Annotated in this window: 16 protein-coding genes; 11 read left to right on the top strand and 5 right to left on the bottom strand. The window is 62.6% G+C overall.

From position 1 onward, the window contains the following. Window positions 1-308: 308 nt before the first annotated feature. Together ATE64_RS06850 and ATE64_RS06840 are read left to right on the top strand one after the other, a co-directional pair. Entirely contained in the window at window positions 309-2084 is a 1776-nt protein-coding gene (locus ATE64_RS06850; protein WP_058453989.1) for a ParB N-terminal domain-containing protein, read from the top strand. A gap of 723 nt (window positions 2085-2807) precedes the next feature. Next, complete coding sequence (locus tag ATE64_RS06840; RefSeq protein ID WP_058453987.1) at window positions 2808-3131, top strand: DUF736 family protein; 324 nt, start codon at window positions 2808-2810, stop codon at window positions 3129-3131. Between the two features lie 56 nt (window positions 3132-3187). Here the strand turns inward: ATE64_RS06840 and ATE64_RS06835 are convergent, their stop codons facing one another. Continuing rightward, entirely contained in the window at window positions 3188-3412 is a 225-nt protein-coding gene (locus ATE64_RS06835) for an AlpA family phage regulatory protein (RefSeq protein ID WP_058453986.1), read from the bottom strand. A 541-nt stretch (window positions 3413-3953) separates the two neighbouring features. On the opposite strand from ATE64_RS06835, the gene ATE64_RS06830 reads away from it, so the two are divergent. The 5 genes from ATE64_RS06830 (at window position 3954) to ATE64_RS06810 (ending at window position 7189) form a co-directional block, all read left to right on the top strand. After that, the gene (locus ATE64_RS06830; protein ID WP_058453985.1) at window positions 3954-4847 is read left to right on the top strand and encodes a zincin-like metallopeptidase domain-containing protein; all 894 of its coding nucleotides are present in this window, start codon (window positions 3954-3956) and stop codon (window positions 4845-4847) included. An 8-nt stretch (window positions 4848-4855) separates the two neighbouring features. After that, the gene (locus tag ATE64_RS06825; RefSeq protein WP_167541749.1) at window positions 4856-5092 is read left to right on the top strand and encodes a sigma factor-like helix-turn-helix DNA-binding protein; all 237 of its coding nucleotides are present in this window, start codon (window positions 4856-4858) and stop codon (window positions 5090-5092) included. A gap of 60 nt (window positions 5093-5152) precedes the next feature. Further along, the gene (locus tag ATE64_RS06820; RefSeq protein ID WP_058453983.1) at window positions 5153-6073 is read left to right on the top strand and encodes a HEPN domain-containing protein; all 921 of its coding nucleotides are present in this window, start codon (window positions 5153-5155) and stop codon (window positions 6071-6073) included. 28 nt (window positions 6074-6101) lie between these two features. Then, complete coding sequence (locus ATE64_RS06815) at window positions 6102-6548, top strand: MucR family transcriptional regulator (protein WP_058453982.1); 447 nt, start codon at window positions 6102-6104, stop codon at window positions 6546-6548. A gap of 83 nt (window positions 6549-6631) precedes the next feature. Beyond that, window positions 6632-7189 (top strand): lipocalin family protein, encoded by a 558-nt coding sequence (locus tag ATE64_RS06810; RefSeq protein ID WP_058453981.1) that lies wholly within the window; start codon window positions 6632-6634, stop codon window positions 7187-7189. Here ATE64_RS06810 and ATE64_RS22090 read toward each other — a convergent pair. Both ATE64_RS22090 and ATE64_RS06800 read right to left on the bottom strand, forming a co-directional pair. Beyond that, complete coding sequence (locus ATE64_RS22090; RefSeq protein WP_058453980.1) at window positions 7176-7391, bottom strand: conjugal transfer protein TraD; 216 nt, start codon at window positions 7389-7391, stop codon at window positions 7176-7178. The two genes, ATE64_RS06810 and ATE64_RS22090, sit on opposite strands and share 14 nt — an antisense overlap. Window positions 7392-7407: 16 nt before the next feature. After that, window positions 7408-7728 (bottom strand): conjugal transfer protein TraD, encoded by a 321-nt coding sequence (locus ATE64_RS06800; RefSeq protein WP_058454154.1) that lies wholly within the window; start codon window positions 7726-7728, stop codon window positions 7408-7410. A 173-nt stretch (window positions 7729-7901) separates the two neighbouring features. Here ATE64_RS06800 and traA point away from each other — a divergent pair, with 173 nt between their 5' ends. The 3 genes from traA (at window position 7902) to ATE64_RS06785 (ending at window position 12350) form a co-directional block, all read left to right on the top strand. Further along, the gene (gene traA / locus ATE64_RS06795) at window positions 7902-10853 is read left to right on the top strand and encodes a Ti-type conjugative transfer relaxase TraA (protein WP_058453979.1); all 2952 of its coding nucleotides are present in this window, start codon (window positions 7902-7904) and stop codon (window positions 10851-10853) included. 9 nt (window positions 10854-10862) lie between these two features. Next, window positions 10863-11324: a DUF6118 family protein gene (locus ATE64_RS06790; RefSeq protein WP_058453978.1), complete on the top strand. Its 462-nt coding sequence runs from the start codon at window positions 10863-10865 to the stop codon at window positions 11322-11324. Window positions 11325-11489: 165 nt separating this feature from the next. Continuing rightward, window positions 11490-12350 (top strand): hypothetical protein, encoded by an 861-nt coding sequence (locus ATE64_RS06785; RefSeq protein ID WP_058453977.1) that lies wholly within the window; start codon window positions 11490-11492, stop codon window positions 12348-12350. Between the two features lie 6 nt (window positions 12351-12356). On the opposite strand, the gene ATE64_RS06780 is transcribed toward ATE64_RS06785, so the two are convergent. Then, window positions 12357-13814 carry a hypothetical protein gene (locus ATE64_RS06780; RefSeq protein ID WP_058453976.1) on the bottom strand — a complete coding sequence of 486 codons (1458 nt, stop codon included), beginning with the start codon at window positions 13812-13814 and terminating at the stop codon, window positions 12357-12359. Next, window positions 13804-15141 (bottom strand): DUF4365 domain-containing protein, encoded by a 1338-nt coding sequence (locus ATE64_RS06775; protein ID WP_058453975.1) that lies wholly within the window; start codon window positions 15139-15141, stop codon window positions 13804-13806. The genes ATE64_RS06780 and ATE64_RS06775 overlap by 11 nt, the downstream gene beginning before the upstream one ends. A gap of 338 nt (window positions 15142-15479) precedes the next feature. On the opposite strand from ATE64_RS06775, the gene ATE64_RS06770 reads away from it, so the two are divergent. After that, entirely contained in the window at window positions 15480-16511 is a 1032-nt protein-coding gene (locus ATE64_RS06770; protein ID WP_058453974.1) for an ATP-binding protein, read from the top strand. Window positions 16512-16520: the final 9 nt, after the last annotated feature.

Here is a 16520-nt window from a genome sequence, read left to right as displayed (position 1 = left end):
CGGCGGCTAGGCACAGTTGCGCACGCACGCCGCCCCGCCTGCGGCTTCGCCAAGGGCGCGTCTCTTATCCGACGAGGACGCCGCGCTGGCCGCACGGCGGCGTTGCCGGTGGGCCGGCCACGGACAGCGTGTCGTTCGGCGCACGGCTATGGGACCGCTCGGCCGTCGCACAAGCCGGGCGATGCCCGGCTCCTCCTCATCGTTGCGGCCCTTCGGGTGCGCGCCGTCCTTTGGCGCGATCCCGTCGCCTTTTCTCGCCGCCCGCCCCGCCGTCCGGGGCCGGGTGTGGTGAGAGAAGGAAGAAAGTCATGAAGCTGGATTTCATTGAACTGGGCAACCTGTCCATCGCAGCCGCCAATATGCGCGGGAAGGGGAAAGACCCCGACGTCACCGACCTTATGCCGAGCATCCGCGCGCGCGGGGTGCTGGTACCACTGCTGGTTAGGCCGAATTGTTCCGAAGGCCACTACGAGATCGTTGCGGGGCGTCGGCGCTTTACCGCCGTAGGCGCCGTTGCACGTGAGGGCGGGGCGGTTCGGCCCATTCCTTGCGCCATTCTTGACGAAGGCGACGATGCCGATGCGCTCGAAGCGTCGATGCTCGAAAATCTCGCGCGGGTGCAGCCCGACGAGGTCAGCCAGTGGGAAGCGTTCGTGGCTCTCGTGAAGGCGGGGCGCAGCGTCGAGGAGGTCGCAGACAGTTTCGGGTTCGAGCCGCGCGCCGTGAAGCGCATTCTCGCGCTCGGCAATCTGCTCCCGCGTATCCGCACCCTCTATCGCGGCGGCGAGATCGATGCGGGCACGGTTCGCCACCTGACCCTCGCATCGAAGAGTCAGCAGAAATCATGGCTCGCGCTGTTCGACGACGAAGGCGCCTATTGCCCGACCGGCCATCAGCTGAAAGCATGGCTGTTCGGCGGCACGGCTATCGCGGTGAAGCACGCGTTGTTCGATGCCGGTGAAGCGAAGCTTGCTGTCGTGTCCGACCTGTTCGGTGAGGACAGCTTCTTTGCCGACGCCGATGGCTTCTGGTCGGCGCAGATGGCGGCCATCGAGGCGCGCAGGGCCGAGTATCTCGAAGCGGGATGGTCCGATGTCGTCGTCATGGGGCGCGGCGACTGGTTCCGGTCGTGGGATTTTGCCCATGCGGGCAAGCGTAAGGGCGGCCGCATCTATGTCGAGGTTCGCGAGAGCGGCGAGGTGACCTTCCACGAAGGCTTCGTCACCGCCAAGGAAGCGAAGCGGCTTTCGACTGAGGGCGGAGACGGGGAGGGCGATGCCGAAATCGCCAAGCCTGTTCGTCCCGAGGTGTCGGGCCCGCTCAATGCCTATATCGACCTTCATCGTCATGCGGCGGTACGCGCCGATCTCGCGGGGCATGGCGGCGTCGCGCTGCGGGCGATGCTCGCGCACGTCATCGCGGGCGCCGACCTCTGGCGCGTCGATGTCGAGAGCCAGCGCGCGCCGAAGGAAGATATTGCCGAGAGCGTCGAGAGCTGTTCCGCCGAAGCGGCGTTCGACGAGAAACGCCGCGCGGTGCTGGCGGTGTTGGGGTTTGATGCGGAAGCTCCCACCGTCACGGGAAGGCCGCTGAACCGTCCCCCTTTTGCCCCGCTGTTTGCGCGGCTGCTCGACCTTCCCGATCCGGTGGTGCTGGAGATTGTGGCGATCGTCATGGGCGAGACGTTGCAGGCGGGAAGCGAGGCGGTGGAGATGATCGGCCTTCATCTTGGCACCGACATGCGCCAGCACTGGTCGGCGGACGCGGCCTTCTTCGACCAGCTTCGCGACCGCGAAGTGCTGCTCGCCATCACCGGCGAGGTCGCGGGACCGGAGGTTGCCGCAGCGAACGCCGGTGAGAAGGGCATAACGCTGAAAGCGATCATCGCCGATTGCCTTGAGGGCACGAACGGCCGCGCCAAGGCAGAGCCGTGGGTGCCGCTGTGGATGGCCTTCCCGCCGTCGGCCTATACGACGCGGGGCGGGGTCGGCAGCGTCAAATCGGCGCAGCGGGTCGCGCACGAGCTTGCGGCTCCGGCAGCGCCCGAACCCGATGCGAAAGACGCACAGCCTTTGGCAGCATGAAAGGACGGCGGGCGGCTTCGGTCGCCCGCCATATTTTCTGCGGGCGCAAAATGACGCGCGGCCTTGTGGGCCGGCGCGGCGCTCATGACTTGGGCGCGCCGCCGCCGCAAGCGGCGACGGCCCGCGGTTCAGCCAAGGAAAGAGGCGACGCGAAGTTGCCTTCGCGCCGCCCATACGAGGATGCTGCATCCTTCGCCCCACCATCCTGACTTGCCGGGGTCGCTAATCGCCAAGCCCGGACGGAAGTTGGCGAGCCCGATAATATCGGTTCTGACCCTAGGATTGTACGAAAACGCCAAATCGCATGCCTTGGACATCGTTTTCTTGCCGCGCGGCATGAGCCGATAGGAAGACGGACTGCCAACTCGGGCGCGGTCGCTCTGATCGTAGCCACAGTTCGCGGTTAGATCGCATTTCTCACTCAAGTTTCTGCGTTTGATCGTTCACGCGGATAGCGCGGGCTCGCTCCACCCGTTCTGCAGGACCATCCCGGCGACGGGCGATGTGACTTGAACCGGCGCGGCGCCCCGCGAAAGCGCGGCGGCGCGATTATTTCCCCGCATGCTGCGCAGTCTCCTCGCGGCCGCTTTGCTCCAAATAATCGCGCCGCCGCACCCCTCCGCTTTGCTGCGGCCCTGCGGGTTCGCGAGCCGCCTCATGCGCCGGTCCTTGGTCCGCCCATGTCGCAGGGATGGTCCCGCGGCACATTCAAGGAGACGACCAATGGCAGCTATCGGCTTTGTGAACGGCACCATCGAAACGGGTTTCGTGGGCCAGCTCAAAACCCTCTCGATCCGCGCGGCGATCGAAATCCGGACCAACCGCTCGAAGAGCGGCGACGTCCAGCCCGATTACCGGGTCTGGTCCGAAGGCGTCGAGATCGGTGCCGGCTGGATCCGCGTCGGACAGCAATCGGGCGAGCCCTATGTGTCGCTGAGCCTCGCCGCTCCCGAGTTCGGACCGCGCCGGCTCTATGCGAACCTCGGCCGCGCTGCCGGCCAGGATGGCGAGGACGGCTACGCGCTCATCTGGAACCCCGCCGACTGAGGCGGACTTCCGCCCCGCGCCGCTTCCGCGGCGCGGGGCCTTGCCGTGTCTGGCATTCAGTCTTCGGATGGTGGCAGGTCTTTCAGGGTGAACGACACCGGATTGCGAAGCCAGATATTGACGTGGGATTCGCGCCAGCCGCAGCAACGCGTCGCGAGCTTCTTCTGCGGTGGAAAGGTACCGTCTGCGATCTTCCGGTAGAGCGTCGCCCGGCTGAGACCGGTGCGATCGAGAACGCTGTTCAGGCGGAGGAAGCGATCGGGAGGGGACTGGGATGCCATGGACATATTCTCCTTCAGTTGACGCTGCGTGCCACCTCTCAGCGCTCAGCATGTGGGAGAATTTCGGTCAGCTTCAATCGCCTGAAAAGGGACCCAAGCCGGTCACAAGCGGCCAGATGCGGCGCTGACGTATCCCGGTGCTTCCTGCTGCTTCCCGCAGTACGACAAGAGGCAGATGAAATAATTTTCGCATCCGCGCACTTTCCGTCTCAAGCCGTCTGATTGGACCGGTCGCGCTTCGTAAGTGGTGCGCCGAAAGCGGCGCGGCGTCGGTCCGTTCCATCGTACGAAGGGCGTCGCTGGCGCGCAGGCTGTCGCCGCGTTGCGGCGGCGTTGATTGTCCCCGGCGCTGCGGGGGCGGAGGCGGGCGTCACTCGCCTTAGCCCCGCCCGGACGGCCCGCAACCCGCTCCGCGGGTTCTACACTTCGTTGCGATCCTGCGGATGCAGCCCGCCCGATGATGCGAGTCTGCCGGCTCCTTCCTGCCGCCCACCTCCGCCCCCTTCCGGGCCGGGGTGCGGTGGCTGGAAGGAGAAAGAATATGCGCAAGGAACGTACCGAGAGGGCGAGCCTTTATTCGGAGGTCACCAACCGGATCATCGTGGAGCTCGAAGAAGGGCGGCTGCCATGGGTGCAGCCGTGGGACAGTGCGGCATGCGGTTGCATGATGCCGCAGAATGCCGGAACCGCGCGGTACTATTCGGGCATCAATGTCCTGATCCTCTGGGCCGAGGTGATCGCCAAGGGCTACGCCTCGCAGCGCTGGCTGACCTATCGCCAGGCAGAAGCCGCAGGCGGCAATGTCCGGCGCGGCGAGAAAGGCACGGTCATTTGTTACGCCGACCGCTTCACGCCAAAGGCCGAAGCCGAGGCTGCGCGCGGCGAGGATCGCGAGGCGCGGCAGGTGGCATTCCTCAAGCGCTTTGTCGTGTTTAACGTCGATCAGTGCGAGGGACTGCCCGAGGATTATATCGCGCCGATGGTCGGTCCCGATCCGGTGCTGGCAATTGCCGAGGCCGACGCGCTGATCGCCGCCAGCGGCGCCACGTTCAACATTGGCGGCGGCGAGGCGTTCTACAGCCCTTCCCATGACTTTGTGCAGGTGCCGCCGCAGGCTGCGTTTCCCGAGCCTGTGAACTGGTATCGCACCGCATTGCATGAACTCGGCCATTGGACCGGTCACGGCAGCCGTTTGAATCGCGACCAGAAGGGCGGGTTCGGGTCGGAGGCCTACGCTAAGGAAGAGCTTGTGGCCGAGATGGCGGCGGCGTTCACCTGCGCCTCGCTCGGTATCGCACCGACGGTTCGCCATTCGGATTATATCGGCTCGTGGCTCTCGGTGCTGCGCAGCGACGAGAAGGCGATCTTCCGCGCGGCAAGCGCGGCCAGCAAGGCGAGCGATTATCTGCTCACCTTCGCGGGAGGCGATCAATGAGCCCGCGCATGTCGCGCGAAGACCGGCTGCGCCTGTGGCGCGCCGAGCGCGCCGTTGACCGTATGGAGGAGATGGACCGCAAAGTCTTTCTCGCCATCCGTGTCGAAGAGATGCGCTACTCTGACATCGCGAAGCGGTTCGGCGTCACGATCGCAGACGTCGAATGGCATTTTGCGGGTGCGCTTCGCGTCCTCATGACTGCCATGGACGAGAAGGATCCATGGTTGTGGCGATTCCGGCTTTAGGAAGCCGCGCGGGCCGGATGGCGCTTGCCATCCGGCCCGCGCGATTACAGGGTGAAATCAATGCGTACCGATCTCGATCATCTCCCGGCAAACAAGCAGCGCGAACTTGAGCGGGTGAAGCAGATCATCTTCGAGGAATTTGAGGATGCGCTCGCGCTCGCGACGATGAACTGGAAGAAGAAGGGCCGGATCGACAAGATCATCCTCTATGGCAGCTACGCGCGCGGCGGGTGGGTCGACGAGCCGCACACCGCGAAAGGCTATCGCTCGGACTTCGATCTGCTGATTATCGTCACCGACAAGCGGCTGACCGACAAGGTCGATGTCTGGTCGAAGCTCGATGACCGGCTGGCCCGCGAGCTTTTGATCGACCAGACACTCAAGACCCCGGTGAACTTCATCGTCCACACCATTCAGGAGGTGAATGACGGGCTCGCGCATGGGCGATATTTCTTCATGGACGTCGCGCGCGACGGGATCGCGCTCTACCAGAGCGACGACAAGGAACTGCACCAGCCCAAACCGAAGACGCCCGAGCAGGCGCTGGCTATGGCGCAGGAGTATTTTGACGAGTGGATGCCGTTAGCGGCCAGCGCTCAAAAAGGATTTCATTTCTTCGTCTCGCAGAATGAGCTCCGCGACGCAGCATTCATCCTTCATCAGGCTGCAGAGCGCCTTTATCACTGCGTTCTCCTCGTCTGCACTTTCTACACCCCCCACGTTCACAATCTCGGATTCCTGCGCACACAGGCCGAGCGCATCGACATGCGCTTGGTCGATGCCTGGCCGCGCGAGTTGAAGGCCGATCGCTCGCGCTTTGAAAAGCTCAAGGAAGCCTATGTGAAGGCGCGCTACTCGAAACATTACCGCATCACCGAGGAAGAGCTCGTCTGGCTCGGCGAACGCGTCGAAGAATTGGGTCGCGCGGTTCATGCCATTTGTTCGGAGCGCATCGCGCTGCTAGAGGCGCGGGCGAAGTAATCGCGCCTGCTCTCCAAAAGGACATTCGATGGAAAATTCCGAAACGCTGGTCATGCTGACCGCCGACATTGTCGCCGCCCATGTTAGCAACAATAGTGTTGCCATATCGGATATCGCGCTGGTCATCCGTGCGGTCCACGACGCGATTGCCGGTCTGTCCTCGACGGCGGAGGCCGAGCCCCAGCCTGAACCGCAAAAGCCAGCCGTTTCGGTGCGCGCATCGGTGAAGCCGGATTACATCGTCTGTCTCGAAGACGGGAAAAAGCTCACAATGATGCGGCGCTACCTGATGACCAACTTCGGCATGACGCCGGACGACTATCGCGCCAAATGGAACCTACCGAAGGACTATCCGATGGTCGCTCCCAATTATGCCGAAAAGCGCCGCGAACTGGCGAAGCAGATCGGTCTCGGCACGAAAGGCCGCGGCGGCGGCCGCAAGCCCGCCGCGCGCGGCCGCGCGAAAGCGAAGTAGCGTCCGGTTGGCCGCGCCCTTGTCGCGGCAACGAACTTCGCCGCCGTGCGTAAAACCGTGGACCAACATTCCACGGAGTATCCATGAAGAAACCGGTTCTTGCCGTCGGCGCGGCAACCGCTCTGGCCGCGCCGATCGGCTATCTTATCTGGAAATATTATCCGCGTCCCGGCCCGGTGGGGAACTACGCGGTGCCCGAGCCCGCGAAGGCGGTTGATCTTCGCCGCTACATGGGCCGCTGGTACGAGCAATATCGCTACGACGCCTCCTTCGAAGAAGGGCTCGAAGCCGTCACCGCGGACTATTCGCTGAACCGTGACGGCAGCGTGCGCGTCGTCAATCAGGGCCGCAAGGGCGGACCGACTGGAAAGCTAAGCAAGTCGGTCGGCAAGGCCAAGGTCGAGGACACGGCAACGAATGCAAAATTGAAGGTGTCCTTCTTCCGCCCCTTCTACGGCGACTACTGGGTGCTCGACCATGGCGACAATTATGAATGGTCGATCGTCGGCGAGCCATCAGGCCGCTACCTTTGGGTGCTCACCCGCAACGCCAAGCCGGGCGCGGTACCTCTGGGCGAGCTCGAAGCGCGCGTTCGCGCGCTTGGCTATAACTGGTCGATGATCCACTTCACCCGGCACTGATCGCGTCCGCGAACGCGCGCCGCCCCCGGCGGCGCCATAGCAGCAATTGCTGTTCGCGCGCTTCGCCGCGTAGCGTTGCGGCGGCTTCGACAAGCAACCCGAGGATCACGGCGCGATCGTCACCGGTAAGCTCGACGAGATCGGCCTTGGCGACGAGGCCGCCGAGCTCGATTAGCTGGCGCGTTCGCTCGCGGCGCTTCACCTGCCAACCTCGCGTGTCATGCCGCGCCCGCTTCGCTTGGAGGCGGTTCCGCGCCTGAACCGCTCGCCGGTGCGCCGCTCGCGTCGCGGCCAGCCCCCTTGCGAGCGCGGGCGCCATCGCGAAAGAAGGCCGCGCCGCTCTTGCGCCACGCCTCCTTCCGCGATCCGTCGGTGCTCGCGGCATCGAGCAGCGCGCCTGCAAGCTGTTCGATCGACAGCACGTCGGCGCCCGTTGCTATGACCAGCTCGCCGAGCTGCCCCTGCTTCTTCGTCTTGAGCGCCTTGGCCTTGTCGGTGAGCGCCTGAAGCTCGGCGTCGTAATCACGTGGTTTGCGCATCATCTGTCCTTCCATAGTCCTGGGGTCGGACGAGCCAGCTATGCTGAGTCTCAAGCGCTTACAAGGCGCTGAAATCTCTTGCGACTTTGTGATCCCGAGCGCGATGAAATCGTGTGAGGGCGCGCTTATACGTCGTGCCGACGTGCTCGTTTTGCCGTAAATGGATGGCCGCCATGGCGATCTATCATTTCTCGGCAAAAGTCATTTCCCGCGCGGTCGGCAGCAGCGCAGTCGCTGCCGCAGCCTATCGTTCGGCCGGTCGCCTGCACGACGAGCGGCTCGGTCGCAGCCACGACTTCTCGAACAAGGCGGGCGTCGCCCACAGCGAAGTGATGCTGCCCGAAGGAGCGGACGAACGCTGGCTGGATCGCGAAAAGCTCTGGAATGATGTCGAGGCTGCCGAGCTTCGGAAGGATGCTCAGCTCGCCCGCGAGATCGAGTTCGCGATCCCGCGCGAGATGACCGAGGAGCAAGGCATCGAGCTTGCGCGCGACTTCGTGGCCCGCGAGTTTGTCGAACGCGGCATGATCGCCGATCTCAATGTCCATTGGGATATCGTTGCCGACGGGCTCGCCAAGCCGCACGCGCACGTCATGCTGACGATGCGCGAGATCAAGATTGGCGAGGATGGCAGCGCGGAGTTCGGCGCCAAGGCGCGCGAGTGGAACCGCACCGAGCTTCTGACCCATTGGCGCGAAGCCTGGGCGGACCATGTGAACGAACGGCTGGCGTCACTCGACATCGATGCGCGCGTCGATCATCGATCGCTCGAAGCGCAGGGCATTGATCTCGAGCCGCAGCACAAGATCGGCCCCGCAGCATCACGCATGGCGGCAGAGGGACTGGAGGCCGACCGTCTCGCCGAGCATCTGGAGATCGCGCGATCGAACGGCGCAAAGATCATCGCCGATCCCGGCATTGCGCTCGACGCGATCACCCACCGCCAAGCAACGTTCACGAACCGTGACCTTGCGATGTTCGTGCACCGGCATAGCGACGGCAAGGAGCAGTTCGACGCGGTGATGTCGGCGGTGAGGGCGTCACCCGATCTGGTGGCGCTCGGGCAGGACGGGCGCGGGGAGGATAGGTTCACCTCGCGATCGATGATCGAGACCGAGCAGCGCCTCGAGCGCGCTACCGCAACCCTCGACGCGCGGCGTAATCACGCTGTCGCCGACCGCCTTCGCGAACGAGCGCTGGCGAATGCCTCGGCGCGGGGGCTCGAGCTCTCCGCCGAACAGCGCGGGGCTCTGGAGCATGTCACGTCGTCGCGTGGTATCTGCAATGTCATTGGCTACGCCGGGACGGGGAAGAGCGCGATGCTCGGCGTTGCGCGAGAGGCTTGGGAGGCGGCGGGCTATCAGGTGCAGGGCGCCGCGCTGTCCGGTATCGCCGCCGAGGGTTTGGAGCATGGCTCGAGCATCGGTTCGCGAACCCTGGCGAGCCTTGAACATCAATGGGCGAACGATCGCGAGCGGCTCACCGACAAACATATCCTCGTCATCGACGAGGCGGGGATGGTCGGCACGCGGCAACTCGAACGCGTCGTGTCCGAAGCGGAGCGTCAGGGCGCCAAGGTCGTCCTGGTCGGCGATCCGCAGCAGCTTCAGGCGATCGAAGCAGGTGCGGCGTTCCGCGCTGCGGCCGAACGCCATGGCGCTGTAGAGATCATGGACATCCGCCGGCAGCAGGAGGACTGGCAGCGCGAAGCGACGCGTGAGCTTGCGACCGGGCGTACCGGCGAGGCGATCGGGCGTTATGCCGAGGCTGGATTTGTCCATGCGGCCGACACGCGCGAAGCGGCCCGGACCGAGCTGGTCGATGCCTGGGATCGTGATCGTCAGCCGCATCCCGATGCCAGCCGGATCATCCTGACCCACACCAACGACGAGGTGCGCGCGCTCAATGCGGAAGTGCGTGACCGGCTGAAGGCGAACGGCGCGCTCGGGGCCGAGGTTGCTATCACCGTCGAACACGGCGAGCGGATGTTCGCCGAGAACGACCGCGTCATGTTCCTTAGGAACGAGCGGAGCATCGGCGTGAAGAATGGTTCGCTCGGCACGGTCCAGAATGTCGACCGGACTCGGATGGCAGTGATGCTCGACGACGGACGTAGCATCGCCTTCGACCTGAAGGACTATGCCCATGTCGATCATGGCTATGCCGCGACCATCCACAAGGCGCAGGGCATGACCGTCGACCGCGTGCAGGTGCTCGCGACGCCGGGGGTAGACAGCCACTCGACTTATGTCGCGCTATCCAGGCACCGCGAGCAGGTGGATTTATATTATGGCCGCGACGATTTTGCGAGCCAGAACAAGCTTGTGCGTGCTGCCTCGCGCGAACGAGGCAAGGATATGGCGAGCGATTATCGGGTGGCGGCACCCGCGAAGTCGACCGAGCCCAAGCGCGGCATCTTTGACGGGCTGAACCTCACCATCGCGCGCGCGACGCCCGCGGCGGTGCCGCCGGAACGGCAGCGCTCGGTCAGGCTTGCCAAGGTCCGCATCAGCGCCCGGTCGCTCGAAGCCGCGCCGTCGCGTTCACCGCTCGACAAGGCCGTCGAGCGCTTTGCCGGCATCACGAAGCAGATCGTCGATATCCGGCGCGCCGGCGGCAAGGAACTGCCGCACGAGCTCGATGCCTATCGCACGGCCCGGGCGGAGCTCGATGCGCTGCGCCCCGGGGGCGCGAACGATCTGCGCGAAGCGTTCGGGAAGAGCTACCAGCTCACGAAGGATGCGGCGGAGGGTCGGACCGATGGCGCGATGGCCGAGATGGACCGCCGAGACGCAGGCCGCGCTGCCGAGCGAGTTGCGGCCGAACGCGCGGCGCGCGATCGCGTCCGGCTGGCCGCCGATACCGAGAAGCGGGCCGATCTGTTCGTTGCGGCATGGAAGAAGGAGAGCGCGCGCGTGAAGGACGCCCCGACCTATGCCGCGCGCGACGCGGCGCGTGCCAATCTCAGCGACATGGCGAAGAGCCTGCACCGCGATCCGCAGCTCGAGTCGCTGCTCCAGAATCGCCGCGCCCAGCTCGGGCTGGACGTAATGAGCACGAAAACGCTGTCTCAGGATCTCCAGCTAAGTCTAGGCCGTGGACGCGGCATGGGGATAGGGATGTAGACTGCGTCCATGACCGAGAAACCAGCCCCCACCGCCGAGCAACCCGCCGATGCCGCCACCGCCTTCGAACAGTTGCGCCGGGAGATATCGTTTCAGCGCTCCGCGATCGAAGGCCTCACCGCGGCCAAGGACAAGCTGCCCGATTACTCGCTAACGCTCCGCGACATGGCGTTGCGGCTCACGCAAGTGGAGGAGTGGCTTGCCCGCATCGACGATCGACCGGCGATGCGGCTCACGCCGCTGACCATCGCCACGGAAATGCACGAAGGATTGATCACCTACCGGGCTGATGACCGCAAGCTCCTCGTGGAGGCGCGCGATGCGCTCGCGCGGTCGCTTGGCCGGGTCGAGGGCATGATCAAGCAGAAGCGCTCGAACGACGAGCAGGATTGGTGGGTAACTTGGGCAGGTACGGGTGGGGTGCTGTGCGGAATGTTCTTGACCTTGGTCGGCGTAGCCGTCTGGGTCTAGCCTCGGGCGCAATGCGGTGCAGCCGCTATGCGCCTGATGTCTGCCATGCGGGCATCGATTGAACGGTACCCGAAAGCGGCCTTTCGACGATATGATCCGGCGCCGACCTGACCGCCTAGGTTACGCGTTGCCGAATTGCCCGAGCATCATGCTAGAAGCAGCTCCATGACAAAGGCAGCTGAACCGACCCAATACCGTTGGGCAATCATAATACTGGCCATCACACTAGCGGTCACACTTACCATCGGCGTCGGGTTCTTGGTTGGTCGGCAAGCACTGCACGGCCCAGACGACGTGTCGAACGTGTGTCGGCACCTGCAAAGAGGCGACATCGCGAACTGCATAGCATTGCGGTCCGCCGTAGCTGCCGAAGATGGCACCTCGATTGCCCGATGGTCGCTGTGGCTTACCTTCGGATCTCTATTGGCGAGTTCCTTTGCACTGATCGGCTTAATTTTCGCGTTCTTGCAAGGGCAGCGCACTATCGCGCTGGCGGCAGCCGCGAACCGGATCGCGACCGAAAATAGCCGTGTACAAGCCCGCGCATATGTCGTTGTGCAATCGGTCGAGTGCCAGCTCGGCGAGGATGGTCAGCTTAAGACGAGAGTAAAATTCCAGAACTCCGGCCTTTCGCCAGCGCGCCGGCTGCGCTGGCTATACAATGCGCATCTGGCAGTAACCTACGCCGAGGGCGAAGCGCGCAGCCTAGTCTTGGGCATCGAGCCTGAATTAGAAAACGCGCATTGGCGGCAGGATATTCCTTCGGCAGAATCCTGGACTTCAGCTCCCCTCGCATTGCGGCAGGGGGATGATGTAGAGGTCGGTGCCTTGCTCGAAGGAGCCGTCTTTATTGCCGTTACGGTAAAGGTCGTAGCCGACTACCAGGATGTATTCGGCACATCGCATGGCGAGGTCGCGTGCTTCCAAGGTCGCGTAGCGCGCGCCGCTGCCGATGGTCGATATGGTGAACTTGAGCGCGCCCGGGACGAAGTCTTCGACGAAAGGATGAAGGGCAATACCGCCTAGTTGTCCTTAAATGTAGCGGCGGTAATCCGGACTGACAATCTGCCCTTCTTTCATATATTTCAAAACCTCGCCGACTTTACGGGCAGCGCGTATCGGCACGGGCAGGCGCTGGTTCATCTGTGTCGAGTTCCAGTTGATCTTTGTCAGAGAAAACACCTCCTCCGCGATTTGGGCGATGGTGCTGTCGCTGCTCGGATGGGGACATAAAAGCAGCGGACGCGGCACATATGACCCCGGGTACGTACCATAATAGGGAATGCTGCCGTTCGTGTAGAGAAGCCCCTTGCCGTCGAGTTCGACAAATGTTCCCCGCAAGACGGGATAATCGCCATCCCTCAAAACCTTGGCGTCGTATGATTCTTGCACCCATACCAGATCGCGGTACTCGGTCTCCGCTTCGTCCAACGCGCGCAGAATACCTTCGGCCTCTTCGTCCCGGAAGCGCGACGTCTTCAGGACGATGACCCGCGCTGGCGGATGCTTGTGGTGATCGCGATAGGCCTTGAGGGCGCCCTTTACGAGCTCATAGGCATCATCGTCCGTCATGTAGGGATGACGGCCGCGCGTCTCGGTCTGCGCACGCTTGCCCTTGAGAATGAAACCGCGACCGCGCTCATCGAACATCTGGGCTGCGCTCGTCCACAGCTGCTGGCCTGTGATATCGCGATAAAAGCTGACGCCGATATAGCAGGCTCGGAACTCGCCTTCTTTCGGCAGGCGGCGCCACGGAATTCTTCCGGTTCCCTTGTAATAGAGCGTCGTCAGGAGATTCCAGGTCCTGCCGGCCTGATCTTGGATTTTACGTTCGCTGCTTACCTTCACCTTGCGCGGTATCTTCGCACTTTCGTCGATCACATCCTCCCAGAGAATCTGGATCGGAAAGTTGAGCGGCATGGCGCGTGCCTTCAGCAGGCCGCGAAAGTTCGGCGCATCCGAACCTCCTGCATCTTCCTTCTCCGTCGTGCCCTCTGCGTCGGTTTTGGCGTTCCAGACCCGCTCTATAAGAGAGACCGGCAGCGCGATGAGGGCCACGTCAGGCCGGTTTCCGCTGTCATCCATGGCCTGAAGCATATCCATGACCGCATCGACAGCCATCTCGACGGCTTTGGCGTGGTTCGGCTCTTTCCGTATCTTGTCGATCTGCGCTTTCGTCAGCGTGCCGCACGCTTCATCATCAATTTCGAACCCGCATCGAAAGGGATTGTTGTTATTCAATCCCGGAAAATTAGGGTTCATGTTCGGATGGCTCTCCGCCTTCGAGGCAAAACCGCCTGCGGCAGCCGCAAGATACTCTTTCGAACCTTCCACGGTCTTGGCGTCGCCCACAACGCCAACGCGGATTTTGTCGCCGAGTGGCGCCTGAAGGGGACCGGCGTCGGTCAACCCCAGCCGCGGGTCGGGATGACTATGCTGATCGCCAAATTCGAGCATCGGCTCGTCGAATATCCTGCACTCAAACTTCATCGAACAGCCCCGCCTTGCTGGTGTCGTCCTGAAGCGATGGGCTCTTCTTCGGGCGGCCCCATACATCATCGGGGACTGTGGTCGGCAAATCCACCTCAGGCGGAGGTCCGAACCGAAGCGTCACTGCCGTTGCTGTCTGCACTTCTGAAAACAAACCACTATCGTGCTGTTCATATTGTGTCAGAAAGCGGTGCCACATGATCACTTGTCCGCGGATTGACGCGTTGTTTTCCAACCTCTTCTTTCCCGAGAGCAAGGCGTCGGGATGGGGGTGGGGATAAAAGCCGTCGGTTGTGAAATGATAGGTCGGGGTGACCATGAGGAACCACTGATCCATCATGCACTCGAACCTAGGCACAAAGGCGTGATGCCTTACGAAGCCGACCTTACCGGGCACCTTCGTGCTCATCGTTACGTTCACGACGTCCGCTTTCGTCTTCACCTTGGCAGACTGGTAGTGGAATGTTCGCGGTTGGCTGTCTTCGATCGCTCGAATGAAGAACAGCTTGTTCTCCTTATTCCAGGCGAGGTCATCCTGCATCTGATGCTGCAATGTCTGACGCAGTAGAAACGAGAAGTTATTCTGCTCGTCGATCTCGTCATGAAAGGCGATCAGGGGCGTTTCGATCGCTTCGACCTGATCGACATCGACGATGGCGCTGGTGACCGCCTCCCGTGGGTCATGGAAGGACCAGAAGGTGCCATCCTTAATGACCCAATCGAAGCGGGGTGGTTCTTCTTGGTCGAAGAGCTCTTTAATGGCTGACTTGCGATCAAAGGCTGTGCTCGCGACGTAAATCTCCGGCGGCAGCGTGAGCGGCAGCATGTTCACGAGCGCGGTCTCGCCGCCGCCCAGCGGGGGAACATAGTAGCCAAAACCATTCACCGGGACTGTTAGTGCGGCGAGCCGGTCGAGTGCGGCTCGGTCGAGGCTGTCGCCGCTCTTGTCGAACGACAGCAGTCGCTGCTCCGTTCCAGGCTGGGTCTGAACTTGGCACCAGTAATGGCTGTCGTCGCTCTCGCGATACAGGACGAGAATGACGGGCAGATTGGATGTCTTCCAGTAGTTAAGATCCTTGAGTTCGAGCAGATAAGTGAAGCCGGTATCGGTCTCGGACCGGTATTTGCCGGCTCTGGTCGATTTGATTTGGACGGCAATCATGCGGGCCGTCGGCTCGCCGTCGATCATGACCTCAGCCAGCCCGTCGATACCTGCCTCCAAGCGGCTTCGGTGATCGAACTGAAAGCCGATCGAAAGGAAACGCTTGCGGACCGCGGCTTCGCCTAGCTCGCCGATCAGCTGGTTGTCGGTGATCTTCTTCGCCATCCGCCTTTGATAGAACATCTTGGCAACAAAGCCATGTTGTTTTTAGCAGGCAGAGCTAGAAACTGTTCTATTTTTGTTCTATGGTCTGAGTCGGAAATGTCACGACCCATCGGTTATCCCGCTTTCATCCACAGCCGTCGCACTCGTCGGTGTTAAAGAAGTTGCGGCGCGGTGGCAGGCATCAATAGCGTCATGCACGTGGATGGCCGATTCGGTTCAGCCCGTTTTCGATTCGACTCAGCTTGGTTTCGGCTGTCGGAAGGCAGACAGCCGGCGTTGAAACGATTCTACGATGGGAATCGCCTTGTTCGGCGTCCCGGGGAAAAGGATAGTTGGCCATGGCCCGTAGTGATCTCTTGGTGTCGCTCGTTCGCGCTGGCGCGGCTGGTGACCGCGAGGGCCTGCGCAGCACAGCTGAGGCTCTTGTCGCGGACGAACGGTCGAAGAAGCACTTTATCGTAGCCGACCGGATCGAACGCGCACTCGCAGCCGTTCCCGTCACGCCCCCGGCGCTCACCGCGACCTCGCCACATCTGAATGTCGCGAACGGCCGTGAGGCTATTCTAGAGGTGGAGGCTCGGCTTTCGCTTTCCGATCTGTTGCTACCTCTCCCGGCACGCGAAAGCGGCCGCCAGCTCATCGAAGAACATCAGCGTGCGGACGTGCTTCGCGCGAGCGGATTCGAACCCAGGCATCGGGTGCTGCTGTCGGGTCCGCCCGGCAATGGCAAGACCTCGTTTGCGGAAGCGATTGCCGAGGGATTGGGTCTACCTTTCTTCACGGTTCGATATGACGCGCTCATCGGGAGCTACCTCGGGGAGACGAATGCGCGTCTTCGCAAGCTTTTCGACTACGTCCGTACGCAGCCGAGCGTTCTGTTCTTTGACGAGTTTGACGCGATCGGGAAGGAGCGTGGCGATACCCATGAGACCGGCGAGATCAAGCGCGTCGTCTCATTTCTCCTGATGCAGCTCGACCAGCTCCCGAGCTATGTGATTGTCGTAGCCGCAACCAATCACGGAGAGCTCCTCGACCGGGCCGTCTGGCGGCGATTCCAGATGCGGTTGGCGATGCCGGCGCCCGGCAAAACCGAAATATCGGTGTTTCTCGATCGGATCATGTCAAATTGGAGCGAATTGCCCAAGCTTTCCGCGCCAAAGATTGCTGCCAAGCTCGGGAATATAAGCTACGCAGAGGCGTTGGACTTCAGCCAGAATGTCCGGCGCAGACAAATATTAGGCTTGGGGGAGTCTTCCATCGATGCTGCTTTGCAGGCGGAACTCGACCTTTGGGCTAAGCGCGTAACGCCTGAGGTACTTGATGCCGAGCGATCCAACGAAGCCGCTTCTAAGGCTCCAACCCCAAGCTGATCGCCCGCG

Source organism: Sphingopyxis sp. H073, from assembly GCF_001468395.1.
Classification (GTDB): Bacteria; Pseudomonadota; Alphaproteobacteria; order Sphingomonadales; family Sphingomonadaceae; genus Sphingopyxis.
The sequence above is the reverse complement of the archived record's forward strand: the minus strand, read 5'-3'. Positions and strand labels throughout refer to the sequence as shown.

What these genes read in the sequence shown, in the direction of transcription:
- ATE64_RS06850 (WP_058453989.1), top strand. Translation starts at nt 309, where the DNA reads ATGAAGCTGGATTTCATTGAACTGGGCAACCTGTCCATCGCAGCCGCC.
- ATE64_RS06840 (WP_058453987.1), top strand. Translation starts at nt 2,808, where the DNA reads ATGGCAGCTATCGGCTTTGTGAACGGCACCATCGAAACGGGTTTCGTG.
- ATE64_RS06835 (WP_058453986.1), bottom strand. Translation starts at nt 3,412, where the DNA reads ATGGCATCCCAGTCCCCTCCCGATCGCTTCCTCCGCCTGAACAGCGTT.
- ATE64_RS06830 (WP_058453985.1), top strand. Translation starts at nt 3,954, where the DNA reads ATGCGCAAGGAACGTACCGAGAGGGCGAGCCTTTATTCGGAGGTCACC.
- ATE64_RS06825 (WP_167541749.1), top strand. Translation starts at nt 4,856, where the DNA reads ATGTCGCGCGAAGACCGGCTGCGCCTGTGGCGCGCCGAGCGCGCCGTT.
- ATE64_RS06820 (WP_058453983.1), top strand. Translation starts at nt 5,153, where the DNA reads ATGCGTACCGATCTCGATCATCTCCCGGCAAACAAGCAGCGCGAACTT.
- ATE64_RS06815 (WP_058453982.1), top strand. Translation starts at nt 6,102, where the DNA reads ATGGAAAATTCCGAAACGCTGGTCATGCTGACCGCCGACATTGTCGCC.
- ATE64_RS06810 (WP_058453981.1), top strand. Translation starts at nt 6,632, where the DNA reads ATGAAGAAACCGGTTCTTGCCGTCGGCGCGGCAACCGCTCTGGCCGCG.
- ATE64_RS06800 (WP_058454154.1), bottom strand. Translation starts at nt 7,728, where the DNA reads ATGCGCAAACCACGTGATTACGACGCCGAGCTTCAGGCGCTCACCGAC.
- traA (WP_058453979.1), top strand. Translation starts at nt 7,902, where the DNA reads ATGGCGATCTATCATTTCTCGGCAAAAGTCATTTCCCGCGCGGTCGGC.
- ATE64_RS06790 (WP_058453978.1), top strand. Translation starts at nt 10,863, where the DNA reads ATGACCGAGAAACCAGCCCCCACCGCCGAGCAACCCGCCGATGCCGCC.
- ATE64_RS06785 (WP_058453977.1), top strand. Translation starts at nt 11,490, where the DNA reads ATGACAAAGGCAGCTGAACCGACCCAATACCGTTGGGCAATCATAATA.
- ATE64_RS06780 (WP_058453976.1), bottom strand. Translation starts at nt 13,814, where the DNA reads ATGAAGTTTGAGTGCAGGATATTCGACGAGCCGATGCTCGAATTTGGC.
- ATE64_RS06775 (WP_058453975.1), bottom strand. Translation starts at nt 15,141, where the DNA reads ATGGCGAAGAAGATCACCGACAACCAGCTGATCGGCGAGCTAGGCGAA.
- ATE64_RS06770 (WP_058453974.1), top strand. Translation starts at nt 15,480, where the DNA reads ATGGCCCGTAGTGATCTCTTGGTGTCGCTCGTTCGCGCTGGCGCGGCT.